We start from the raw sequence: 21,999 nt of genomic DNA on the forward strand, positions 1-21,999 counted from the left end.
CCCGCCGCCTCAGGCCTGCCTGGCGGCGAGGGCGAGAAAGCGGTCGTCCTCGTCGGTGTAGGACTCCAGCTCCCACCCCGCACTGGCCAGCAGCGCGCGCAGCCGGGGCTCGGCCCGCAGGTCCTCGTCGGTGACGGTGCGTCCCTGGCGCGCGGCGAGGGCGGCCCGGCCGATCGGGTGGAACAGCGCCAGGACTCCGCCCGGCCGGACCACGCGGGCGAGTTCCGCCGCATCGGCCTCGGGGCGGGCCAGATGCGAGATCAGCCCCGCTCCGAACACCGCGTCCAGCGCTCCGTCCCGCAGCGGCAGCCGCGCGACGTCGGCACGGACGAGTGCCCCGCTGTCCCCCCGTCCCGCCCGCACCGCTGCCTCCAGCATGGCCGGAGTGAGGTCGACGCCCAGCACCGTGCCCTCCGGCCCGACCACCGCCCGCAGCGCGGGCAACGCACGCCCCGTCCCGCAGCCCGCGTCGAGCACGGCATCGCCGGGACGTAGCCCGAGCAGCCCGGCCGCGGCGGTGTAGGCGGGGCCGTCGTCGGGGAACCGGCTGTCCCAGCCGGCCGCACGCGGGGTGAAGAAGTCCAGGACGTGATGGGTGTGCTCGTCGGCCATGGAGACATGATCGCCCAACCGGAACGGGCCGGCCATCACCGGAACCCGACCTGTCCGGTCAGACGTTGACGCCGTAGTCCGAGGCGATGCCCGCCAGGCCGGAGGCGTAACCCTGGCCGACAGCCCGGAACTTCCACTCGGGCCCGTGCCGATACAACTCGCCGAAGACCATCGCGGTCTCGGTGGAGGCGTCCTCGCTCAGGTCGTAACGGGCGAGCTCGACGCCGTTGGCCCGGTTCACCACGCGGATGAACGCGTTGCGCACCTGACCGAAGCTCTGGCCCCGGCTCTGGGCGTCGTGGATCGAGACGGGGAACACGATCTTCGCGATCTCGGCGGGGACCGACGACAGGTCGACCTCGACCGACTCGTCGTCCCCCTCACCCTCACCCGTCAGGTTGTCACCGGTGTGGCGGACGGAACCATCGGGGCTGTTGAGGTTGTTGTAGAAGACGAAGTGGCTGTCGGAGAGGACCTTGCCCGCCTCGGAGCACAGCAGCGCACTGGCGTCCAGGTCATGATCGGCTCCGGTCGTGGTCCGTACGTCCCAGCCGAGCCCGACCGTCACGGCGGTCAGCCCGGGAGCCTCCTTCGACAGGGAGACGTTTCCGCCCTTGGCCAGGGTCACACCCATGAATTTCCTCCAGTGTTCTGTCGGTCCGCACGTTCGATCCGGGCTCTGCGGCATCCCCGCGTCCGGGCCCGGTGACCGGTGCTGTCGTGCTGTCACTCTTGTGGCCGCTACCTGTACAAACGCTCCGCGCGACATCCCGGGTTCCCGGATTGCGCAAGCCTTGAAGTGAGCGGCGGCGGGAAGAGGTGGGCTGCCGCCCTGCCTTCCCCGTAACGCGGTCAGTGGGCGCTCTCGTCCTTCATCGCCTTGGCCTCGCTCTTGAGGATGCGCAGGGACTTCCCCAGTGCGCGGGCGGTGTCCGGCAGCTTCTTCGAGCCGAAGACGACGATCACGATGATCGCCAGGATCAGCAGGTGCCAGGGTTCCAGTCCGTTGCGCAACATGCTGGTCCCGCCTCTCTCTCCGTCGCGCGGCAACAGTTGCCGCTTTGCGCAACTGTACAACTGTCGCATCGCGTCGGAACGGGCGCCCCTCAACGTCCGGCGCGCTCTTCCTCGTCCTCCCGTACGAGGTCCTCCCGTACGGGGTCGGCGTCCGGCAGGTGACGGCGCTCGTAGCGGCGGCGGGCCGCCGTGAGCCCGATCGCGTACAGGCCCAGGACCGAGGCGAGCAGCAGGTAGTAGAGGGGCGGCAGGGCGCTCATGCCCAGCAGCGGCCCGAGCGGGGTGAGCGGGAGGACGACGCCGACCGCGGCGAGACCCGCCGCGGCGGTCCGCAGAGGCCCACCCGCCCTGCGTTCGGCGGCCGTGCGACCGGTCCGCAACAGGATCATGACGAGTGCCTGGGTGAGCAGGTTCTCCGTGAACCAACCGGCGTGGAACGCCGTCTCCCCGCCGTCCCCGGGCGCGTTGTGGAGGGCGAGCGCGAGCACCCCGAAGGTGGCGAGGTCGGCGGCCGCGTTGAGCAGACCGAAACCCGTGATGAAGCGCAGGAAGTCGCGCGGACGCAGCACGGTCGGGCGGCGCACGACCGACGCCGCCGGGCGCTCGAACGCGAACGCAAGCTGCGCCGCGTCGAAGCAGAGGTTCTGCACCAGCACCTGCGCGGGGAGCATGGGAAGGAAGGGCAGCATCAACCCGGCCGTCAGCATGGCGATGACATTGCCGAGATTCGACGAAAGGGTGATCCGCAGATAGGTGGCGATGTTCCCGCTGCTGCGCCGGCCCGCCAGCACCGCACGGTCGATCGCAGTGAGGTCCTTCTCCGCCAGGACGACGTCCGCCGCCTCCCGGGCCACGTCCACGGCATTGCGCGGGCAGATGCCGACGTCGGCGGCGTGCAGGGCGGGCAGGTCGTTGACGCCGTCGCCGAGGAAGCCCGTCGTGTGACCGCCGGCGCGCAGGGCCATGACGATCCGCGCCTTGTGCTCGGGGGTGCAGCGCGCGAACACCGAGGCCCGGTCCGCCACCCGGACCAGCTCCTTGTCCGACAAGGCGTCCACCAGGTCGGCCGTCACCACATCGTCGGGGCCGGGGCGCCCCTCCGGGCGCAGACCGAGGTCCGCGCACACCCGGGCGGCCGTGCCCGGATGGTCGCCGGTGAGCACCTTGACGCTCACACCCCGCCGCGCGAGCACCCCCAGCGCGTCGGCGGCGCTGGGGGCCGGGACGTCCCGCAGCGCCACCAGGCCCACGAAGGTCAGCCCCCGCTCGTCCGCCGGGGTGTACGCACCGGCCCGGGCGACCCGGTCGGCACGGGCCACGGCCACCAGGCGCAGCCCCGTCTCCGCTTTCCGGTCCGCCAGGGCGAGCAGCCGGTCGCGCTCCTCCCGGCCCACGACGCACCGGTCGAGCACGGCCTCGACGGCGCCCTTGGTGACCAGGGTGTGGACGCCGAGCCGTCCGGGCCGTCTGACCACGGCCGTCGCGACGCGGCGCACCGGGTCGAAGGGCAGCACCGCGACCCCCTCGTACGCCTCCGGATCCACCTCCCCGGCGGCGGACGGACCGCACTCCTCGGCGGCGTCCAGCACCGCTTCGTCGAGCGCGTCGGCCGAGGGCAGCTCCGCCAGCCGGAGCGTCCACAGCGCACTGACGGCCGCCCACCGCAGCACGTCGGGGTCGGGCCGGTCCATGCCGTCGGTCGCCTCCGCGACGACGGGCCGGTCCTCGGTCAGCGTGCCGGTCTTGTCCAGGCACAGCACATCGACCGCCCCCAGGTCGTGCAGCGCCGGGAGCCGTTTGACGATCACTCCGCTCGTACGCGCCAGTCGGGCGGCTCCCCGCGCGAGTGTCGTCGTCACGATGACCGGCAGCATCTCCGGGGTGAGCCCCACGGCGACGGCCACGGCGAACGGCAGCGTCTCCAGGCCCCGGCCGCGCAGCGCCGCATTCGCCATCAGCACCAGGGGCGGGGTCAGGAGCATGAAACGGATCAGAGTCCAGGAGATGCCCTGGACCGACCGGTCGAAGGCGCTCGTGCCCCGTTGCCCGGCCCTGCCGTCGTGGGCGGCGGCGAACCGGGTCGCCCCACCGGTGGCCACGATCACCGCCGTGCCGCTGCCGGAAGTGACACTGCTGCCCTGGAAGCACCACTGCGGCTGTGCGAACGGTCCGGCCCCGGACAGGGCGGGATCGGGGACGTCGAGGGCCCGCTTGGCCACCGGCGCCGACTCCCCGGTCAGTGCCGACTGATGCACGGTGAGGCCGTCGCGCAGCAGCTGCACATCGGCGGGGACGAGATCGCCCGGCCGCAGCCGGATCACGTCCCCCGGCACCAGGTCGGCGACCGGCGCCTCCCGTTCCAGCGGCGGGGCGTCGTCCGAGGCGCGACGCACCACGGTCGCCGTGGTCGCCACCAGTTCGCGCAGCGCGGCGGCCGACCGGTCGGCGCGGTGCTCCTCGGCCGAACGCAGTAGGCAGCTCACGCCGACGAGGGCCAGGATGACGCCCGCGGTGCCCCAGGCGGAGACGAGTGCCGACACCAGGCCGAGACAGAGCAGCACGGAGGTGAAGGGGTCCCGAAGGCTGCGCAGGAAACGGCGGGGCCAGGGCACGGGCCGCCGGGCCGGCAGGACGTTCTCGCCCGTCCGGCCGAGCCGGATCTCGGCCTCCGACTCCAGCAGGCCGCGCGGTCCGCTGTCGAGAGCGCGCAGCGTCTGCAGGGAAGTGGGCCCGGTGCCGGGCGCCGGAGCTGCGCTCGTACGGTCTCCACCGGGCCCTGCCACGGCAGCCGTGCCGCCATCGGCGACCGTGCCGGGAAACGGTGTGACGGAGGCCGGTGGGCCGGCGGTGACGTGTCCTCCGGGGCCCGCGGCCGAACTGCTCTCAGGCACCGAGCTCACGCAGGCGGACCGGCGTCCGGGCGGAGTGCCCGGCGCGCTCTGCCAACTGTCCGACCATGAGCCGGACGACCGTCACGACATCGGGATCGTCGACCAGATAGACCTGCCGACGGCCTTCACGGCGTGACCGTACGAGACCGGCCAGCTTCAGCTTCGTCAGATGCTGGCTGACCGAGGGAAGCGTCCCGCCCACCCGCTCGGCGAGCCCCGTCACATCGCTCTCGCCCTGGGCCAGCGCCCATACGATGTGCAGCCGCGCCGGTGTCGCCAGGAGCCCGAACGCCGCCGCGGCCTCCGCCAGCACCTCCGCGGGCGGATCCTGGAAACCGCCGCCGGAACCTGTCGACACCCTCGTATCTCCTCGTCCCCGGGCCGCCTGCGCGGACCCGGCACCGCCGCCCGTTCCGGACAGCCGAAAAGAACCAGTGTAGGGGCAGTGCCGGTAGGGCCCGAGGTCCGCGCGGGGCATCCGACCCGACCGAGGGAGTCGCAATGAGGTCGGGATGCAGCAAGGAGCGACTGCGGCGAAGCCACATCGGTCAAGAACGATCAACCCGCTCGAACGAAGTGGACCGGTTGCCATGCTGTCGGCCCATAGCGATGCGCGAGACGCGAGGAGATTTCCACGATCCCTGCGATCCCCGCGATCCCTGAAGTGTGCCCGCGATCCCCGCGATCCCCGCGATTCCTGAAGAGAGAGAAGGGACGCATGCTGCCCGAGCACATCGACAGCGACGAGAGCACCCGCGCCGACCGCCGCACCTCCGGGAGCGTCGGCAGGAGCATGATCGGGGAGGACATCGCGCTCACCCTGAAGATCGTTGTGGCCGGCGGCTTCGGGGCCGGGAAGACGACCCTGGTCGGCTCGGTCAGCGAGATCCGCCCGCTGTACGCGGAGGAGACGCTGAGCGAGAGCGGGCGGGGTCAGGACGACATCGACGGGGTGGCGGGGAAGGCCACCACGACCGTAGCGATGGATTTCGGCCGTATCACCGTCCACTCCGGCCTGACGCTCCACCTGTTCGGCACGCCGGGCCAGGACCGCTTCCGGTTCCTCTGGGACGACCTGTGCGAGGGCGCCCTCGCGGCGATCGTGCTCGCGGACACCCGGCGGCTCGAGGACTGCTTCGCCGCCGTCGACTACTTCGAGCGCGGGCGGATCCCGTTCGTCGTCGCCGTCAACCGGTTCCCCGGCGCTCCTGACCATACGGAGCACGACGTCGCCCGGGCCCTCGACCTCGACCGGGGCACGCCGGTCGTGCCGTGCGACGCCCGCGACCGGGCATCCGGAAAAGAAGTCCTGATCCGTACGGTCGAGTACGCCGGGCGCATGCACACCGCCCGGCTCCTCGCCGCCGTCGGCTGACGTCCCGGCATCGCGGTCCGTCCGTCAGCCGACCATGTCGGCCATCGCGACCACCTTGTCGATCCGCACGCGCACGACCAGTTCGCCGGGCACGCCGTTGCGCCGACCGAACTCCTCGGCGGCATCGGCCTCCACATATCGGTGGGCGATCAGCGTCGCCCACCTCAGGAGTTCCCCGGGGTCCTCGCTCAGCTCGGCATGCCCCTGCACCACCGCGAACGCGTACGGAGGCCGGTCGTCGTCGACGCAGAGGGCGACCCGCCCGTCACGTGCGAGGTTGCGCCCCTTCACGCTCTCCTTGCCGGTGTTGAAGACCACCGAGTCGCCGTCCAGAAGGAACCAGACGGGTGCGATGTGCGGACTGCCGTCGGCCCGCACCGTCGAAACCTTCGCCGTGCGCGTGCCCTTCGAGAGGAAGGCCCGCCATTCTTCTTCGGTCATGTGGTGTGCCATGGGCGCCATCCTCGGCCCGATCCCCGCATGGCGCGAAGCGGCGCCCCGAGAGGTGAGGGGCGCTTGCCCCCACGGGGCCGTTGCGCGAGGCTTACGCGCGTAGCGGGGTACGGGGAACGAGGGTACGGGGAGGACGAGCACATGCCGCTTGACCGGGGACTTGACTGGCTCCTTGACGATCTCACCAGCAGGGTGCAATTCATACGGCACGCCTTGGTGCTGTCGAACGACGGACTGGTCACCGGGGCCAGCACCGGGCTCGCCCGCGAGGACGCGGAGCATCTGGCGGCGGTCTCCTCCGGTCTGCAGAGTCTGGCGCGCGGCTCGGGGCGCCACTTCCGGGCGGGCCGGGCACGCCAGACCATGGTCGAGTTCGACGAGGCGTTGCTCTTCGTGACGGCCGCGGGCGACGGCAGCTGCCTGTGCGTGCTGACCGCGGCCGAAGCCGATGTCGGCCAGGTCGCCTACGAGATGACCCTGCTCGTCAACCGGGTCGGCGAACACCTCGGAGTCTCCGTTCGCCAAGGCGGGCCCGAGGATGTCGGACCCTTCTGACCTGCACTTCTCGTCGCCGGTGAAGAGTTATCCACAGGGGTGACGGGCGATGACTCCCTCGGGCTACCGTGATCACGGAGAGTATTCGAGCCGACGGGGGAGGACAATCATGACGGTCAAGGAAGTGCTCCGAGCGCACGCCGGGCACCAGGCCGTGCACGCCGGGACTCAGGGCGCGCGGGCCGAGTGCGGGAACGTCCGGGCCGACGCCCGGGCAGAGGACGTCAGCACGCGGGTGGAGGGCGACGGTGGGCCCACCTCGTCCGCCGCCCCGGCGGCGACGGTCGCGGCCGGGCGTGCGGCCCAGGAGCTGGGTATCCGGCGTGCTGAGTTCGAGCTCGCGGTGCACCTGGGGCTGATCGCCGTCGTCGGCGCACCGGGCGGCGGGCGGCCACGGGTGCACGAGGAGGAGATCGCGCGCCTGCGGGAGCAGCCGGGCTTCCCCGATGGTCTGGCGGAGCGGGTCCGCACCGTCGGCACAGCGGAAGGAGCGGCCCTGCTGGACATCGCTCCGGCACGGTTCACCCGGCTGGCCCGGGCGGGCTGCGTCTCACCGGTCACGTTCTATCTGAACAGGTATCGCGCGGTGGTCTGGCTCTATCTCGCGGACGAGCTTGCCGCCTTCGCGTCCCGGGAACCGGAGTTGCTTGCCGGACGGACGCCCTTGGGGATGCGCACGATGCTTGAGTCGGGCGCCGACTGGCGGCCGCGCAACTGGCGCTCGCAACGCATCGACCGGTTGCTGAACCGCACGAGGGACCCCTGGGTGCGAACGGCGGTTCAGGCGTCGGCACTGGACCCGGTGCAACTGGCGGAAGTGGTGGACGACCCCTACGAACGCGCCTACCTCGTACGGGTCAGGCCGGAGCCGGTCTTCGGACGTCCGGGGTCCATGGCGGCGAGGGAGGCGATGGGGGAGTTGATGCTGGCCGATGATCCCGACGAAATCCTCTGGCGGCGGGTCAACCTGACTCTGGAGCTGGACGGGGCACGCGAGGACCGGCCGGCGCCGCGCCCCGGGGACGACGGAGGAATCCGAACGCCGCCGACGGCCGGGGCCGGGTCCCGCACCGGGACCGTGATTCCGGCACCCGTCGCCGAGCCGGCGCCGCCGTCCTTCCGCCCCGGGGCGTCAGGCTCCCCTGCGGCGGGCGTGCCGACGGGGAAGGGGCTGCTCGCCAGGCTGGGGTGGCGGGGGCGGGGCGCCGGATAAGTTTTCGCGCCGATCGTTCGGATAAGCCATCCTGTCCGCATGTTGATCAGGGAAGCAACCCCCGAGGACTGGCCCGCCATCTGGCCGTTCTTCCATGCGATCGTCTCCGCGGGCGAGACGCTCACCTATCCGCTCGATCTCGGTGAGGAGGACGCCGAAGGCTGGTGGTTCGTCGCAGCGCCGAGCCGAGTCGTCGTTGCCGTGGACGATGACGGGACCGTGCTCGGCACGGCGAAGATGAACCGCAACCACATGGGCAACGGGTCGCACATAGCCAGTGCCACGTACATGGTCGACCCCGCTCGCTCCGGCCGGGGAGTGGGGCGGGCACTGTGCGAGTACTCGGTCGACTGGGCGCGCGCCGAAGGGTATCGGGCCATGCAGTTCAACGCGGTGGTCGAGTCCAACACCCATGCGGTCAAGCTGTACCGCTCGATCGGCTTCGATGTGATCGGCACCCTTCCGGAGGGCTTCAACCACCCGACCCAGGGCTATGTGGGGCTTCACATCATGCATAAGGCCCTGTGATGAGAGGGCGATGACTGGGCGATGACAGGGCGTCCTCACGTCGCCATGACCCCACCGGCGGGAGCGGGTGCGGCGATCAGCCGAAGGGATGATCCGCACTCGGTCCCAGCTCCGGGCCCGACAGCGTGCGCCCTGCCGGTCCACCGTCCGCCGCGCCGCTCGCGGTGACCTCCGGGACGACGGTCCCGGCCCAGGAGAGAGCCGTCCATCCCGCGTCCGGTGAGCCCTCGACCACGACCACGCCCGTGTTGTCCAGGCTGTGTTCGGCGGCGAATCCGACCGTGACGTTCCGTGCGCGGGCCGCTGTCCACACACGGATAGCGGCACCATGACTGACGAGCGCCACGGTCCCGGGCTCCCCGGCCCCCGCTGCCTCGGCCACCACGGAGTCGAAGCGGGCGAGCGCCTCCGTCCCGCTCTCGCCGCCGGGCATCCGGCGGGCGACGTCCCCGGCGGACCAGGCGAAGGCGGTCGTCAGGTACTGCCGCGCGGCATCCTCGTCGGCCCGCATCTCCAGGTCACCGGCCGACACTTCGCGGATCCCGTCCCGGATCCGGACCTCGATGCCCCGCTCTGCGGCGAGGGGTGCGGCCGTGAGTTGCGTACGGGTCAGGGTGGAGGCGTACAACGCGGCGATGTCCTCCCCGGCGAGGGCACCGGGGAGGGCGGCTGCCTGCCGCAGTCCCAGGTCGGTGAGCCCGGGGCCGGGCCGCGCGGTGTCCAGGAAGTGACCGACGTTGGACGGTGTCTGGCCGTGGCGGATCAGCAGCAATCGCATAGAACGGGTCATGCTCCAGGCTCAGGCGCGCAGGCGGCGGGAGATAGATGCACAACCCATCCTCTCATTCGGCCATCCTGGAGGACAGTACGACGTGAGGTCTGTCCGCATGGCCGGAAGTGGCGGGTCTGTGCCCTGAGTTGGTGCGACGGGTTACGCATGGGGCGACTGCGCCGTTCCTGGGCGATGGCAGTACTGTGCGCCCCACCGCCATTCGGGCGATGAGACGTATCTGGAGGAAGAATCCATGACCATACCCAGGAGATCGTGGCGTGGCGCGGGAGCACTCGTGGCCGCTGCGGTCGTCGGTCTGACCGGAGGCGTCATCTCCGCCGGTCCGGCCGCGGCTCACACCCCCACCTGGGCCGTGACCTGCTCCGAGGTGACTGTTGACCTCGCCAACTACACGAGTGACGTCCCCAATACGGTGACTGTCACGGTGGACGGCAAGGGCCTGCTGCCCACCGAGACGTTCGGCCGTGAGTTCCACAAGAAGCTGACGCTTCCCGAGCACGACGAGCCGGTGACCGTCCGACTGGTCGTCAAGGACGCCGACGGCGAAGGCAAGCACTCCATCGACGAGTCGAAGACGGCGGAGGTGTGCGACGAGGAGCCCAGCCCCACGCCGACCCCGACCGAGTCGGTCCCGAGCGAGCCGACTCCGTCGGAGACGCCGTCCACCGGGACGCCCGAGCCGAGCGCCACCCCCAGTGAGCAGCCTTCGGAGTCGGCGCCCGCCGTGCCCGCCCCGAGCCCGAGCTCGCCGGACCTGGCCGAGACCGGCTCGTCGTCGTCGACGCCGGTCATCGGCGGCGCCGCTGTCGCGGTGCTGCTGGCCGGTGGTGGCATCCTGTGGGCCGTCCGCAAGCGGCGTACCGCTCAGAACTGACGCTCCCGCGGTCGAGGGGTGTGCAGCAGCACCGCGTCACCGCGGTGCTGCTGCACACCCCCGTCTCGTCCGTCACCCTGCCGCGACCGTCGGTGGCGGCAGGGTGGCAGGCGGGGGAGCGGGGCCGATCTCGCACCAGACGGCCTTGCCCTCACCCCGGGGCTCGATCCCCCAGCGCGTGGCGACCGCGTCGAGCAGGAGCAGTCCCCGGCCGGAGGTGGACGTCTCGCCCGGCGTACGCCGTCGGGGCCAGGCGCTGGACCGGTCCTGGACCGACAGCCGGATCCGCCGTACCGGTTCGGGCAGCACTTCCAGCGTCAGGACGGCTCCGCCCTCCGTGTGCAGGAGCACGTTCACCAGCAACTCGCCCGTGACGAGCTCGGCGTCGTCGGCGAATTCGGCCATGTCCCAGTCGGCGAGGGCCTGGCGCACGATCGCGCGGGCGTCCGAGAGTCCTTCCGGGTCCGCCTGGTGAATGTACTGGTGCAGCCGAGGCGCGTGCGACGAACCCACGTCCGGGCTCCGGCGCAGGACGAGGAGGGCCACATCGTCCCCCGACCCCCACCGTTCCCACAGCCGTTCCGACAGGTGATCGGCCAGCGCCTCGGCCCCTGCGGGCCCGGTGCTCACCTCGTTGCGCAGCGCGTCGATCCCGGTGTCGAGGTCGGCTCCGGGCTCCTCCACCAGCCCGTCCGTGTACAGGACGAACGTCTCACCGGGCACCAGGTCCAGCCGGGTCTCCGGGTACTCCTCGTCCTGGAGGTCCGTTGACGTGCCCAGCGGCAGCCCGCCGCGCACCTGCGGGCTGCCGACCCGCCCGTCGAGGTGGCGGATCAAGGGGCCGAGGTGTCCGGCCCGTACCACTTGCACCGCTCCGGACGCCAGGTCGACCTGGGCGTAGGTGCAGGTGGCGAAGCGGTCGGTGTCCAGTTCGGCGAGGAAGCGGGAGGCCCGAGCCAGCACGGTGGCCGGCGGGTGCCCCTCGGCAGCGTACGCGCGCAGAGCGATACGCAACTGGCCCATGATCGCGGCCGCGTGGGTGTCGTGCCCCTGAACGTCCCCCACGACCAGCCCGTAACGGTTCTTGGGCAGGGTGATCACGTCGTACCAGTCGCCACCGACCTGTCGGCCGCTCCACGCGGCGTGGTACCGGACCGCGATCTCGCCGCCCTCGACGTCCTGTATCCGGGGCGGGAGCATCGCGGACTGGAGCTGGGTGGCGAATTCCCGCTCCTCGTCGAAGAGCATCGCCCGTTGCAGGGACTGGGCCACGATGGCGGCGAGGCCCAGGCACAGAATGCGCTCGTCCGCGTTGAATACCGTGCGCTCGCGGTAGAAGAGGGCCAGGCCGCCTAGCGACCGGGCCTGGGCCACCAGCGGAAGATACGCCGCCGCCCGGAACCTCAGCTTCCCCAGATGCGGCTCCAGCTCCGGGTAGCGACGGGCCAGCGCGGCGAGGGAGGTGATGAACCGGGGGCGTCCGCTGCGGATGGTGTCCGCGAGGGGGAGGTTGCGGTCGAGGCCACCGGAGCCGAGCCCGTCGAGCACCTCCAGCGACTCGCCGCTCAGCGCGACGATGTTCAGCGCGGAATTCTCCACGAGCCCGAGGGCGAGACCGTCGGCGCCGAGCCGGGCCAGCCCGCCGGGCCCGGTGAGGGCGGCCGTCACGTCGTCCACGGTCACCGCACGGGACATGGCGCTCGTTGTTCGTTCAACGATATTGGTCTGGCGCTGCCGCCGCTTTTCCAGATCGAGAACGAAGGCCGAATGGGTGACCTCCGCCGTCGCGTCCCGGACGACCCCCACGATCCGGTGGGCCCTGCCGTCCTTCGAGCGCAGAATGCGAGCCTGGACATGGGTCCACTGTGTGGTCCCGTCGTCCAGCGGCACACGGAAGTGCACGCTGTAGGAATTGTTGCCGCCGGTGATGGCCTCGTCGATCGTGACGTCGAGCCGGGCCCGTTCCGCCGGTTCCAGGTGCTCCAGCAGCGCGCCCGGGCGTGCGTCGAACGTCGCCGGATCCACGCCGAACACCATCAGCCCGGCCTCGTCGATGTCCAGGGTCCGGGCGTCCAGGTCCCAGTCGAAGCTGCCGGTCCCGTTCATGGCGAGGCGTTCCGTCGGCCGGATCTCACCGTTGGTCTTCCGGTCGATCCGGCGGAGCGGAGAGGCCTCGGCGTCCTGCCGCCGTTCGTCGTCGGTCATGCCAGCTCCGGAGGTCGTCCGGCGGGGCCGCACGTCGGCGGACCCCGTAGGCCTCAATTGTCGAGCCGCAACCATCGGAGTGCCACAGCGGCTCGCCCGCAGCCCTTGCACCCCGAGCCCCACGCTCCCGCACGCCCCTGCTGCCGCATGCCTCTGCGCCCGTATGCCTCTGTTTCCGTATGTCCCCAAGCCCGATCCGGGGGGCGCGGATCGGCAGCCGGGGACCGTCCGCGACCATGGACGTGTCCCACGAGTCCAGCGAGCGGAGCGCACGCATGAACGACGACCGGCCCGTCCTGCTGGAGACGAGGGGCACATGCCTGCACCTCACACTGAACCGCCCCCGGGCGCTCAACGCGCTCAGCCACACCATGGTGCGGCTGCTCGACGAGGCGCTGTCCCGCGCCGAGCGGGACGAATCGATCGGATCGGTACTGCTGTCCGGGGCCGGCGACCGGGGCCTGTGCGCCGGGGGTGACATTCGCGCCCTGCACGACGACGCACGGGCCTCGGGACGTGCGTCCTTGGAGTTCTGGCGCGACGAGTACCGCCTCAACGTCCGTATCGCCCGATTCCCCAAGCCGTACGTGGCACTGATGGACGGCATCGTGATGGGCGGGGGAGTCGGGGTGTCGGCACACTCCGGAATCCGTGTCGTCACCGAGCGCTCGCGCGTCGCCATGCCCGAGACCGCGATCGGCTTCGTGCCCGATGTCGGGGGTACCCGCCTGCTGGCCTCCGCCCCCGGCGAACTGGGCACACATCTGGCGCTCACGGGACGTTCCGTCGGGGCCGCCGACGCCGTTCTCTGCGGTCTGGCCGATCACCACGTCCCTGCCCGCCTCCTGCCCGCCCTGATCGAAGCGCTGGGCGAGCCGGCCGGCCAGGACGCGTCCGTGGCGGGCATCGTCCAGCGGTTCGCCACGGAGCCGCCTGCCGGAGAGCTCGCAGCGCAACGCGACTGGATCGATAGCTGCTACGCGGCCGACAGCGTGGAGGAGATCCTCCGACAGCTGCGCGGGAGCGGCGTTCCCGAGGCGGAAGCGGCGGCGGACGAATTCCTGACCAAGTCGCCGCTCGCGCTCAAGGTGACGCTCGCCGCTGTCCGCCGGGCAGCCCGGCTCGACAGTCTGGAGGCTGTCCTCGACCAGGAGTTCCGTGTCTCCAGCCGGGCGTTCGAGCACCCTGATTTCGTGGAAGGCGTGCGAGCCCGGATCATCGACAAGGACAACGAACCGCAGTGGAAGCCGGGCTCCCTCGCCGAGGTCGACGACCAGGAGGTCGCCCGCTTCTTCGCACCGCTCGGCCCCGGCGAGCAGGAGCTCGGACTCGCTCCTGGGCCCACGCACACCCCCGTCGACGAGGGGCAGGCCGGCTAGAACGTACCGGCGCGTGCCCCTCCGCCCCACCTATCTGTCGCTGCCGGAAAGACTCGGCTGCAGTGCCCGTACGAGAGCGAACAGCCGGTCCTCGTTGCCCGTCAGCCCAGCGCTGCGCAGGGCATGGTCGGCCTCCCGCATCGGGGAGGTGAGCAGCGGCAGGTAGACCGGTGCGTCGTCGGGGTCCGCGAGCGCTGCCCGGGTGGCTTCCAGCAGGCGGACGTACGCCTGCGCCGCGGCGAGCTCGTCGTTGTCCATCTCAGCATCTCCTCCTCAGAGCTGTCGGACCGTCAAGCATCCCCCATGGGTCTGACAACGCCGCCTCAGGCCCGGCCGCGCCCGCCCGACAGCCCGCTCGGCGGCTCCACCTCCAGGTAGCGCCGTCTGCGGGGCCCCCGGTAGAGCAGCACCGTCCAGCCCAGTTCCCGCAAGGCCGAAGCGCAGCCGGCCAGCGCCTCCTCCTCGTCGTGAGCGGCGCCACTGCCGGGCGGACCGGTCCACTCGACCCGTACCGAACCCGCCGACTCCCCGCTGCTCACCCGGTATCCGGCCGAAACACGGCGCCCCGACGGATCGACGGCAGACGGTACGGCCCCCGACCTCTCCAAGGCCAACGCGACCGCCCTGACCGGGCGGTTCACTTCCCACGGAGCAGGCGCGGCCACCGGGTCGGGACGCCCGGCGCCGGTGAGCCGACGGATCTGCAGCAGCCCCTCGAACGCGGTCCGCACCGAAGCGGCCCGTGCCGCCGCGGGCTCGGCGGCCGGTGGGCCGTCGCCGGTCGCGGGCTCGAATCCGGTGCTCTCCTCGGTGCTCATGCGTCCCCCTCGTGATCCCTACCGTGCCCAGTGTGCACCGGCAGTGGCCGGCAGCATCCGACAGGAGCCGCAGTGGCCGAGAGAGGAGCCGACAGGAGCTGACAGAGGGCAACGGGGCCGATGGGGCGTCGCTCTCCGGCCCCTCGGTAGACTCGTGTGCTCTGCACCCGTTGTTTCCGCAGCACCATCCACGCGAGGACCCGCCGCCCGTGCCCGACAAAGAACCGACCACCGTGCCCGGCGACGGACGGGAGACCCTGCGTGCGGACTGCGCGAACTGTTTCGCTCTCTGCTGCGTCGCCCTCACGCTGACGGCCTCGTCGGACTTCGCCATCGACAAGGACGCCGGGCGGCCCTGCCCCAACCTTCAGGACGACTTCCGCTGCGGCATCCACACCCGGCTGCGTCCGAAGGGTTTCTCCGGCTGCACCGTGTACGACTGCTTCGGCGCCGGGCAGAAGGTCTCCCAGGAGACCTACGGGGGCCGCGACTGGCGATCGTCACCCGACCTTGCCGCGCAGATGTTCCAGGTCTTCCCGGTCATGCGTCAGCTCCACGAACTGCTCTGGTATCTCACCGAGGCCCTGACCCTGCCGGACGCACGTCCCCTGCACGCTGAGATCCGCCGGGCCCTGGAAGCGACGGAACGGCACACCACGCGCCCGGCCGTCGACTTCGCGGAACTGGACGTCGCCGGTCACCGGGACCGGGTCGCCGGTCTGCTCCAGCGCACCAGCGAACTCGTCCGGGCCGCCGCGCCCCGCCGCAAGAAGCGCAACCACCGCGGCGCCGATCTCATCGGGGCCCGTCTGCGTGGCGCCGACCTGCGTGCGGCGGATCTCCGAGGGGCCTATCTGATCGCCGCCGATCTCACCGGCGCGGACCTCCGGCTGGCCGACCTCATCGGTGCGGACTTCCGTGACGCCGACCTCTCGGGCGCCGACCTCACGGGAAGCCTGTTCCTCACCCAGGCCCAGCTCAACGCCGCCAAGGGCAACGCGAGAACAGCCCTTCCCGCATCCCTGAGCCGCCCTCCGCACTGGGCGGCCTGACCGGCCGGCCCGCCTACCGTCCGGTGCCCCGGACGTCCTCCTCCAGCACCGCCTTGAGACGCTGGAGCGTCGTACGGATGTTGCCGCCCTGGAACTGCGCGAAGGTCTTCCCACCCGTCGCGACGCGGTCGAAGGCGTTGGCGAGGAAATCGGGCCAGCGACGCCGGTCGTCGGTCCAGGTCTCGGTGACCCGGGTCGCGCCGTCCACCGGCTCGAACCGGTAGTCCCACGTGGCGATCGGCCCCGGCAGCAGAGGGCGCCGCAGACCGATCGCGTGAACCCGGAAGGCGAAGCGCTCGCCGGGGTCGGCCGCCGTCACCGTGCACCGTGTCGTCCAGCGCGCTGCACCGCGTTTGTTCCGGCCGTCGAAGACCATGCCGACGTACGCACCACGCCGATCGCCGCGCACGGTCGCGCCACGGTTCTCGGGACTCCAACGCCCCATCGCCGTCGGGTCGCTGAGCTGTTCGTAGACCTGCGCCGGGGTGGCGTCGATGACGATGCTGTCCGCTACGGACATGGTGCGGGTCATGGCGCGACTCCCTTGTCCACGGCCGTCTACGGATCACACCCGGGCGCCGTACGGGCCGTGGGCCGGCATCCCGGAGCCACACCTTACTCGTGAGTAGATTCGAGGGGGAAGCGGGTGGACGAAGGTCCGGAGCGTCGAGGAGCCGGTGGTCTCGGCGCTCCGGACCTTCGTGACGGGTGTGGTCCGGGGGAGGCCGACGCTCCGGCCGGGCGGGTACCCCCGTTTCCCGCCCGGCCGGAATCGTCGACCGGCCGTTCCTCCCGCGTGACGCCCCTGTCAGGCGCGCCACTCCGCCGTGCGCTCCCGCGATGCGTCCGAGAGCGCCTTCACGATGGCGTCGACATCGCCCTGGCTGCCGTACACCGGCGTACCGGGCTGCTGGCGCCATGAATCGTCCAGGCCGCCGCTGTCGACCGTGTCGAAGCCCAACTCGTCGATGAGGTCGCGCACCGCCTGCTTGGCCCTCGGGTCGTCGCCCGCCACCGGGAGCGCCTGTCGGCCCGGAGTGCCCTGCGGACGGCCCCGGTCCAGGATGTCCTGGGCGTACGTGCCGTTGAACGCCTTGATCACGGGGTGGCCGATCTGCTGCTCCGTCCACCGGCTCTCGGGCAGCCCGTCCTCGATGGCGGCGATGCGGCCGTCGCGCTGCTGCGGGTAGTAGTTGCCCGTGTCGATGACCGCGGCGCCCTCCGCCGCACCGTCGAGAAATCCGGCGGGCAGGTCGGGCACGGCCTTCAGCGGCACGGTGACGACGACCACCTGGGCGCCCCGCGCGGCCTCCGACGCGTGCACCGGCTTCGCCCCGGTCTCTTCGGCGAGGGCGGTGAGCGTGTGCGGGCCGCGGGAGTTGGCGACCGCGACCTCGTGGCCGAGGGCGGTCAGGCGCCGCGTCAGGTTGCCGCCGATGTTGCCCGCGCCGATGATGCCGATCTTCATGGATCCGACCTTCCGAAGCTTGCCGAGTGGTGAGGAGTGGAGAGAGAAGTGGGTTCTGTCGGTTCACCAACTCCGGTGGCGGAGAAGCTATTCCGATCCCGGCGAGGGAATATCCGATCGGCTCCCTGACGTTGACACCCGCTTTCGGTCCCACCGATCGGGGGCGGAGCGTTCGATGTAGGCCATTTGAGTGTCCTTGTCGGCCGCTCGCCCCGGACGGGGAAGGATGTCCCACCGCACCGATCTCCGCGGGTCCATTCTGGTCGCCGAGTCCACACGGGCCGTCGACCGAAGGAGCGTCGTAGTGACGACGAGGGGCATCCCGCAACCGGTGGAGACCGATACCGCCGACCAGGACGAAATGCCGGTACGGCGCGGCGAACCCGGCAACGTGGTCATCAAGTGGATGACCACGACGGACCACAAGACGATTGGCACGCTCTATCTCGTCACCTCCTTCGCGTTCTTCTGCGTGGGAGGGCTCCTGGCGCTGGTGATGCGGGCCGAGTTGGCCCGGCCCGGTATCCAGCTGATCTCGAACGAGCAGTTCAACCAGGCGTTCACGATGCACGGCACGATCATGCTGCTGATGTTCGCGACGCCGTTGTTCGCCGGATTCGCGAACTGGATCATGCCGCTGCAGATCGGCGCGCCCGACGTGGCGTTTCCCCGGCTGAACATGTTCGCGTACTGGCTGTACCTCTTCGGCTCGCTCATCGCCGTGGCGGGCTTCCTGACCCCGCAGGGCGCCGCGGACTTCGGCTGGTTCGCCTACGCGCCGCTCAACGACGCGGTCCGCTCGCCGGGCATCGGCGCCGACATGTGGATCATGGGCCTCGCGTTCTCCGGCTTCGGCACGATCCTCGGCTCGGTCAACTTCATCACCACGATCATCTGCATGCGCGCACCCGGTATGACGATGTTCCGCATGCCGATCTTCGTCTGGAACGTCCTGCTGACCGGTGTTCTGGTCCTGCTGGCCTTCCCGGTCCTCGCCGCGGCCCTGCTGGCGCTGGAGGCCGACCGCAAGTTCGGCGCGCACGTCTTCGACGCGGCCAACGGCGGCGCCCTGCTGTGGCAGCACCTGTTCTGGTTCTTCGGCCACCCCGAGGTCTACATCATCGCCCTGCCGTTCTTCGGCATCGTCACCGAGATCTTCCCGGTCTTCAGCCGCAAACCGGTCTTCGGCTATATCGGTCTGGTCGCGGCCACCATCGCCATCGCGGGCCTGTCCGCGACCGTATGGGCGCACCACATGTTCGTCACGGGCGGGGTCCTGCTGCCGTTCTTCTCGTTCATGACCTTCCTCATCGCCGTGCCGACCGGCGTGAAGTTCTTCAACTGGATCGGCACGATGTGGAAGGGATCGCTCTCCCTGGAGACCCCGATGCTGTGGGCCGTCGGGTTTCTGGTCACCTTCCTCTTCGGCGGTCTGACCGGGATCATCCTCGCCTCACCGCCCCTGGACTTCCATGTCTCCGACTCGTACTTCGTCGTCGCCCACTTCCACTACGTGGTATTCGGGACCGTGGTGTTCGCGATGTTCGCCGGATTTCATTTCTGGTGGCCGAAATTCACCGGGAAAATGCTGGACGAACGACTCGGGAAGATGACGTTCTGGACGCTCTTCGTCGGATTCCACGGGACGTTCCTCGTACAGCACTGGCTCGGCGCCGAGGGCATGCCGCGCCGTTACGCCGACTATCTCGACGCCGACGGATTCACCGCGCTGAACACGATCTCCACCATTTCCTCCTTCCTCCTAGGCCTGTCGCTCCTGCCGTTCTTCTACAACATCTGGAAGACCGCCAAGTACGGCAGGAAGGTCGAGGTCGACGACCCGTGGGGCTACGGCCGTTCGCTGGAATGGGCCACCTCCTGCCCGCCGCCCCGGCACAACTTCGTCACCCTGCCGCGGATCCGTTCCGAGTCCCCGGCGTTCGACCTGCACCACCCGTCGGTCCGCTCCCTGGAGGAAGCCACCAACCGCCCCCAGAACTCGACCTTCGTCGCCCCGGGGGACAAGCACGAGTGAAGTCCGCCCGGCCATGACGACACGACGGAGAGGAGGTCGGAGTGAAACCCGACAAGGACTGCGCCCGGGGCCTTGCGCAACTGGAGGGCTTTCTGCTGTGGAACGCCGAGGTCGAGCGGGCGCGACGACAGGCGCGGCGATTCACCGACAGGCTGCCCTGGCTGACCACGGCGCAGCGTGAGGACGTCGAGCGGGTGTTCATCGCCGAACGCGTCGCCGCCTCCCGGGAGTCGCTCACCCGCATCCGCGACCGCACGGACGAACTGCGCGAGGAGTACACCGGGCGCTACGTCCGGCTAAGGGCCCGTTGCGTCGCCGTCTCGGCCGGCGCGGTGGGCGCGGCGACCTGCCTCGGCACGGCGCTGACGTTGGTCCTGCGCTGACGTCGGTCCTGCGCCGACCCGGTGGGATCCGGTGGGATCCGGTGCGGCCGGTCGCCGGCCGCACCGGAGGGGCCCGGGGCGCGCGGAGCCGGAACGGTCAGTGCCGTACCAGGCAGAACGGGTGCCCGGCGGGATCGGCGTACACACGCCAACTGCGCCCCCCGTCCCCGGCGTCGAGCAGCGACGCCCCGCACGCCAGGACCTCGTCGTGCGCCCGTTCCTGGTCGGTGACGCCGAAGTCCAGGTGGAACTGCTGGGGCGGGTCCTGGCCGGGCCAGCGAGGCGGCCGGTGGTCGGCCACCCGCTGAAAGGCGAGGACGAGTCCACCGGGCGTGTGGAGCGTGGACCAGTCCGCGTCGCACTCCCACCGCCGGTCGGGGCGGTCGACGTCGCCCCCGAGCAGCGACGCGTAGAAGCCGGCCAGTTCCCTCGGGTCCGGGCAGTCCAGGACCACGCACTCCAGTTCAGCGATCATGACCGCATCCTAGGACGTGTTTGGAAAGCCCCGCCCGCTCGGCGACGCCTGGTCGCGGCCACCGCCCGCGTGGACTCAGCGGGCCCCGAACACCTGCGTCCACACCGGACCGCCGCCGGAATCCTGCTTCCCCACGCCGATCTCCTTGAAGGAGCAGTTGAGGATGTTCGCGCGGTGCCCCGGACTGTCCATCCAGGACCGCATCACGTCGGCCGGGGTCCGCTGGCCCTTGGCGATGTTCTCGCCGTAGGTGGACCACTGATAGCCGGCGGCGGTGATCCGGTCGCCGGGGTCCCTGCCGTCCTGCGAGGTGTGCGAGAAGTAGTCCTTGGCCTCCATGTCGGCGGAGTGCCGTTGCGCGGCCGTGTTGAGCTGATCGTTCACGGTCACCGGACCGCAGCCCTCCTTGGCCCGCTCCGTGTTGACCAGTGCGGTGACCTGTCCGGCGGTCCCCGAGGGTGCGGGCGGCGCGGGTGCGGGCGGTTCCGGCTTCGGGGCCGGGGCGGCGGTGGTGGGCGAGGGCGGTGGCGGGGTGCTCTTCTTCGGCTTGGCCTTGGGCGTACGCGAGGGGCTCGGCGACGGGGAGGCGCTGGGCGACGCGGACGCGGAGGCCGAGGGAGACGGGGACGACGTCGGTGCGGCCGATGTGGGCAGTTCGGAGCGGGGGGCCGGAGCGTCGGCCGTGACGGTCGACGCGTCCCGGTCGTCGCCGTCGGTGTAGAGGTGCACCGCCGCGCCGCCCGTGCCCAACGCGGCTACCGCGACCACGGCGGCGACGGCCGAGTTGCGACGGCGCCGCCGGGCCTGCACCCGTCTGCGCTCCGCGCGCCCCGCACCGGCGCCGTGCGAGCCGGGACCGGGCGCTTGGAGGTGCGCGGCCGTGGTGAGCAGTTCGGGAGCGGCCCCCGCCCCCGCCGCGGCCACCGGGACCAGTGCGAGACCCACCAGCAGCCCTTCGGCGGGCACGAGCCCCGAGCGGTGCCCCGAGCACACCGTGCATTCGCGGGCGTGGCGGGCCAGCCGCTTGCGCCACAGGGCGGAGGGGACGCCGTCCCAGCCGGCGGCGATGTCCTCCAGCAGCACGCACGGAGGTTCGGCCGCCAGCGCGCCCACCACGACCCTCGCCGCCTCCAGCTGGGCCTTCATCCGCTGCACCCGTACGGCGGTGTGCTGCGGGGAGAGTTCGAGAGCGGCGGCGACCTCGGTGCGGGACAGATGCCCGGCGGTCTCCAGCCACCACAGCGAAAGCAGGGCGCGGTCGTCCTCGTCCAGCCAGCGTGTCGCCTCCGCGACCTGACGGCGCTGGCCGGTCAGGCCGAGCTCCAGGATCGTCAGCTCGACGAAGTCCGCCCGGGGATCCGGCAGGTCGTACGCGGCGTCCAGCCGGTCCGCCGGTATCGCACCCGACTGCCTCTCACGCCAGTGCGTGCGTATCTCGTTCATGGCTATCGCCACCAGCCAGGAACGGAAACGCTCCGGGTCGCGCAGTTCGGGCAGGCCCCGGAGCATCCGCAGCACCGTCTCCTGCACCACGTCGTCCACGTCCGCATGACCGTCCAGCGCGCGTCCGACGACGTTGTACAGCAGCGGCAGGTACGCCGAGACGAGCTGGTCCTTGGCCTGCTGGTCGCCGCCCTGCGCCGCGGCGATCAAGACCGTCGGGTGATCCTTGCCCATGCTGTGCTCACTCTTCCGGGGTCCGGTGCTGTCACTTCCCACACTCGGGAGATGGGGTGCGGGCGGGACGATAACAAGAATCCGGCGGGCAACCCCGGAAACCTTCGCCGCCGCCCTACGGCACCGGGCCCCGTCGGGCCCCCTGGCGGCATGGTGCGCGGTGGTTCCGGCGTACTCCACGCACCGGTCCGTGCCA

Annotated in this window: 22 protein-coding genes and 1 pseudogene; 9 read left to right on the forward strand and 14 right to left on the reverse strand. The window is 71.1% G+C overall.

The annotated features are described in order from the left end of the window. Positions 1-9: 9 nt before the first annotated feature. From IE272_RS24080 to IE272_RS24100, 5 genes are all read right to left on the reverse strand, one after another. Positions 10-612 (reverse strand): class I SAM-dependent methyltransferase, encoded by a 603-nt coding sequence (locus IE272_RS24080; protein ID WP_190007940.1) that lies wholly within the window; start codon positions 610-612, stop codon positions 10-12. 58 nt (positions 613-670) lie between these two features. Then, positions 671-1,246, reverse strand: a complete 576-nt coding sequence (locus IE272_RS24085; RefSeq protein ID WP_190007942.1) for a TerD family protein — start codon at positions 1,244-1,246, stop codon at positions 671-673. A gap of 218 nt (positions 1,247-1,464) precedes the next feature. Beyond that, complete coding sequence (gene tatA / locus IE272_RS24090) at positions 1,465-1,629, reverse strand: Sec-independent protein translocase subunit TatA (RefSeq protein WP_050362973.1); 165 nt, start codon at positions 1,627-1,629, stop codon at positions 1,465-1,467. A gap of 89 nt (positions 1,630-1,718) precedes the next feature. Continuing rightward, a complete protein-coding gene (gene mgtA / locus IE272_RS24095) occupies positions 1,719-4,529 on the reverse strand; it encodes a magnesium-translocating P-type ATPase (protein WP_190007944.1) in 2,811 nt (936 codons plus the stop codon). Beyond that, positions 4,513-4,878 carry an ArsR/SmtB family transcription factor gene (locus tag IE272_RS24100; protein WP_007459400.1) on the reverse strand — a complete coding sequence of 122 codons (366 nt, stop codon included), beginning with the start codon at positions 4,876-4,878 and terminating at the stop codon, positions 4,513-4,515. Before IE272_RS24100 ends, mgtA begins: the two co-directional genes overlap by 17 nt. A gap of 435 nt (positions 4,879-5,313) precedes the next feature. Between IE272_RS24100 and IE272_RS24105 the strand changes: the two genes are divergently transcribed. Continuing rightward, entirely contained in the window at positions 5,314-5,895 is a 582-nt protein-coding gene (locus IE272_RS24105; protein ID WP_373304189.1) for a GTP-binding protein, read from the forward strand. A 24-nt stretch (positions 5,896-5,919) separates the two neighbouring features. Here IE272_RS24105 and IE272_RS24110 read toward each other — a convergent pair whose 3' ends face one another. Continuing rightward, the gene (locus tag IE272_RS24110) at positions 5,920-6,348 is read right to left on the reverse strand and encodes a PPOX class F420-dependent oxidoreductase (protein ID WP_056704435.1); all 429 of its coding nucleotides are present in this window, start codon (positions 6,346-6,348) and stop codon (positions 5,920-5,922) included. A 141-nt stretch (positions 6,349-6,489) separates the two neighbouring features. Between IE272_RS24110 and IE272_RS24115 the strand changes: the two genes are divergently transcribed. From IE272_RS24115 to IE272_RS24125, 3 genes are all read left to right on the forward strand, one after another. Further along, a complete protein-coding gene (locus tag IE272_RS24115; RefSeq protein ID WP_050362976.1) occupies positions 6,490-6,903 on the forward strand; it encodes a roadblock/LC7 domain-containing protein in 414 nt (137 codons plus the stop codon). A 109-nt stretch (positions 6,904-7,012) separates the two neighbouring features. Continuing rightward, positions 7,013-8,116, forward strand: coding sequence for a DUF6397 family protein (locus IE272_RS24120; protein WP_190007948.1), 1,104 nt, complete (start codon positions 7,013-7,015; stop codon positions 8,114-8,116). A gap of 39 nt (positions 8,117-8,155) precedes the next feature. Then, on the forward strand, positions 8,156-8,644 hold the full coding sequence (locus IE272_RS24125; protein ID WP_050362978.1) for a GNAT family N-acetyltransferase: 489 nt from the start codon (positions 8,156-8,158) through the stop codon (positions 8,642-8,644). 76 nt (positions 8,645-8,720) lie between these two features. Here IE272_RS24125 and IE272_RS24130 read toward each other — a convergent pair whose 3' ends face one another. Next, entirely contained in the window at positions 8,721-9,422 is a 702-nt protein-coding gene (locus IE272_RS24130; RefSeq protein ID WP_050362979.1) for a histidine phosphatase family protein, read from the reverse strand. A 247-nt stretch (positions 9,423-9,669) separates the two neighbouring features. Between IE272_RS24130 and IE272_RS24135 the strand changes: the two genes are divergently transcribed. Next, complete coding sequence (locus IE272_RS24135) at positions 9,670-10,311, forward strand: LAETG motif-containing sortase-dependent surface protein (protein WP_190007950.1); 642 nt, start codon at positions 9,670-9,672, stop codon at positions 10,309-10,311. 72 nt (positions 10,312-10,383) lie between these two features. Here the strand turns inward: IE272_RS24135 and IE272_RS24140 are convergent, their stop codons facing one another. Then, entirely contained in the window at positions 10,384-12,516 is a 2,133-nt protein-coding gene (locus tag IE272_RS24140; protein WP_050362981.1) for a SpoIIE family protein phosphatase, read from the reverse strand. 275 nt (positions 12,517-12,791) lie between these two features. Between IE272_RS24140 and IE272_RS24145 the strand changes: the two genes are divergently transcribed. Then, on the forward strand, positions 12,792-13,895 hold the full coding sequence (locus IE272_RS24145) for an enoyl-CoA hydratase/isomerase family protein (RefSeq protein WP_190008072.1): 1,104 nt from the start codon (positions 12,792-12,794) through the stop codon (positions 13,893-13,895). A 30-nt stretch (positions 13,896-13,925) separates the two neighbouring features. Here IE272_RS24145 and IE272_RS24150 read toward each other — a convergent pair whose 3' ends face one another. Beyond that, the gene (locus IE272_RS24150) at positions 13,926-14,153 is read right to left on the reverse strand and encodes a hypothetical protein (protein ID WP_047180342.1); all 228 of its coding nucleotides are present in this window, start codon (positions 14,151-14,153) and stop codon (positions 13,926-13,928) included. A 65-nt stretch (positions 14,154-14,218) separates the two neighbouring features. Next, complete coding sequence (locus tag IE272_RS24155; protein ID WP_050362983.1) at positions 14,219-14,713, reverse strand: hypothetical protein; 495 nt, start codon at positions 14,711-14,713, stop codon at positions 14,219-14,221. A 209-nt stretch (positions 14,714-14,922) separates the two neighbouring features. On the opposite strand from IE272_RS24155, the gene IE272_RS24160 reads away from it, so the two are divergent. Next, positions 14,923-15,765: a pentapeptide repeat-containing protein gene (locus IE272_RS24160; protein ID WP_050362984.1), complete on the forward strand. Its 843-nt coding sequence runs from the start codon at positions 14,923-14,925 to the stop codon at positions 15,763-15,765. A gap of 13 nt (positions 15,766-15,778) precedes the next feature. Here IE272_RS24160 and IE272_RS24165 read toward each other — a convergent pair whose 3' ends face one another. Both IE272_RS24165 and IE272_RS24170 read right to left on the reverse strand, forming a co-directional pair. Then, on the reverse strand, positions 15,779-16,297 hold the full coding sequence (locus tag IE272_RS24165; RefSeq protein WP_050362985.1) for an SRPBCC family protein: 519 nt from the start codon (positions 16,295-16,297) through the stop codon (positions 15,779-15,781). Positions 16,298-16,573: 276 nt separating this feature from the next. Beyond that, positions 16,574-17,236 (reverse strand): annotated as a pseudogene (locus tag IE272_RS24170) (NADPH-dependent F420 reductase); the annotation flags it as partial. A 358-nt stretch (positions 17,237-17,594) separates the two neighbouring features. On the opposite strand from IE272_RS24170, the gene ctaD reads away from it, so the two are divergent. Continuing rightward, a complete protein-coding gene (ctaD, locus tag IE272_RS24175; RefSeq protein ID WP_098892382.1) occupies positions 17,595-19,268 on the forward strand; it encodes an aa3-type cytochrome oxidase subunit I in 1,674 nt (557 codons plus the stop codon). A 41-nt stretch (positions 19,269-19,309) separates the two neighbouring features. After that, entirely contained in the window at positions 19,310-19,651 is a 342-nt protein-coding gene (locus IE272_RS24180) for a hypothetical protein (RefSeq protein ID WP_050362988.1), read from the forward strand. A gap of 97 nt (positions 19,652-19,748) precedes the next feature. On the opposite strand, the gene IE272_RS24185 is transcribed toward IE272_RS24180, so the two are convergent. Next, positions 19,749-20,126 carry a VOC family protein gene (locus IE272_RS24185; protein WP_050362989.1) on the reverse strand — a complete coding sequence of 126 codons (378 nt, stop codon included), beginning with the start codon at positions 20,124-20,126 and terminating at the stop codon, positions 19,749-19,751. A 75-nt stretch (positions 20,127-20,201) separates the two neighbouring features. Next, on the reverse strand, positions 20,202-21,803 hold the full coding sequence (locus tag IE272_RS24190; protein ID WP_050362990.1) for a sigma-70 family RNA polymerase sigma factor: 1,602 nt from the start codon (positions 21,801-21,803) through the stop codon (positions 20,202-20,204). Between the last annotated feature and the right edge of the window lie 196 nt (positions 21,804-21,999).

The organism is Streptomyces anulatus (assembly GCF_014650675.1).
GTDB classification, from domain to species: Bacteria; Actinomycetota; Actinomycetes; order Streptomycetales; family Streptomycetaceae; genus Streptomyces; species Streptomyces anulatus.

Excerpts from the sequence above, each read along its gene's own strand:
- ctaD (WP_098892382.1), top strand. The coding sequence starts at position 17,595 with ATGCCGGTACGGCGCGGCGAACCCGGCAACGTGGTCATCAAGTGGATG.
- IE272_RS24085 (WP_190007942.1), bottom strand. The coding sequence starts at position 1,246 with ATGGGTGTGACCCTGGCCAAGGGCGGAAACGTCTCCCTGTCGAAGGAG.
- IE272_RS24150 (WP_047180342.1), bottom strand. The coding sequence starts at position 14,153 with ATGGACAACGACGAGCTCGCCGCGGCGCAGGCGTACGTCCGCCTGCTG.
- IE272_RS24135 (WP_190007950.1), top strand. The coding sequence starts at position 9,670 with ATGACCATACCCAGGAGATCGTGGCGTGGCGCGGGAGCACTCGTGGCC.
- IE272_RS24120 (WP_190007948.1), top strand. The coding sequence starts at position 7,013 with ATGACGGTCAAGGAAGTGCTCCGAGCGCACGCCGGGCACCAGGCCGTG.
- IE272_RS24145 (WP_190008072.1), top strand. The coding sequence starts at position 12,792 with ATGAACGACGACCGGCCCGTCCTGCTGGAGACGAGGGGCACATGCCTG.
- IE272_RS24140 (WP_050362981.1), bottom strand. The coding sequence starts at position 12,516 with ATGACCGACGACGAACGGCGGCAGGACGCCGAGGCCTCTCCGCTCCGC.
- tatA (WP_050362973.1), bottom strand. The coding sequence starts at position 1,629 with ATGTTGCGCAACGGACTGGAACCCTGGCACCTGCTGATCCTGGCGATC.
- IE272_RS24155 (WP_050362983.1), bottom strand. The coding sequence starts at position 14,713 with ATGAGCACCGAGGAGAGCACCGGATTCGAGCCCGCGACCGGCGACGGC.
- IE272_RS24110 (WP_056704435.1), bottom strand. The coding sequence starts at position 6,348 with ATGGCACACCACATGACCGAAGAAGAATGGCGGGCCTTCCTCTCGAAG.
- IE272_RS24185 (WP_050362989.1), bottom strand. The coding sequence starts at position 20,126 with ATGATCGCTGAACTGGAGTGCGTGGTCCTGGACTGCCCGGACCCGAGG.
- IE272_RS24165 (WP_050362985.1), bottom strand. The coding sequence starts at position 16,297 with ATGACCCGCACCATGTCCGTAGCGGACAGCATCGTCATCGACGCCACC.
- IE272_RS24190 (WP_050362990.1), bottom strand. The coding sequence starts at position 21,803 with ATGGGCAAGGATCACCCGACGGTCTTGATCGCCGCGGCGCAGGGCGGC.
- IE272_RS24125 (WP_050362978.1), top strand. The coding sequence starts at position 8,156 with ATGTTGATCAGGGAAGCAACCCCCGAGGACTGGCCCGCCATCTGGCCG.
- IE272_RS24130 (WP_050362979.1), bottom strand. The coding sequence starts at position 9,422 with ATGCGATTGCTGCTGATCCGCCACGGCCAGACACCGTCCAACGTCGGT.
- IE272_RS24115 (WP_050362976.1), top strand. The coding sequence starts at position 6,490 with ATGCCGCTTGACCGGGGACTTGACTGGCTCCTTGACGATCTCACCAGC.
- IE272_RS24080 (WP_190007940.1), bottom strand. The coding sequence starts at position 612 with ATGGCCGACGAGCACACCCATCACGTCCTGGACTTCTTCACCCCGCGT.
- IE272_RS24105 (WP_373304189.1), top strand. The coding sequence starts at position 5,314 with ATGATCGGGGAGGACATCGCGCTCACCCTGAAGATCGTTGTGGCCGGC.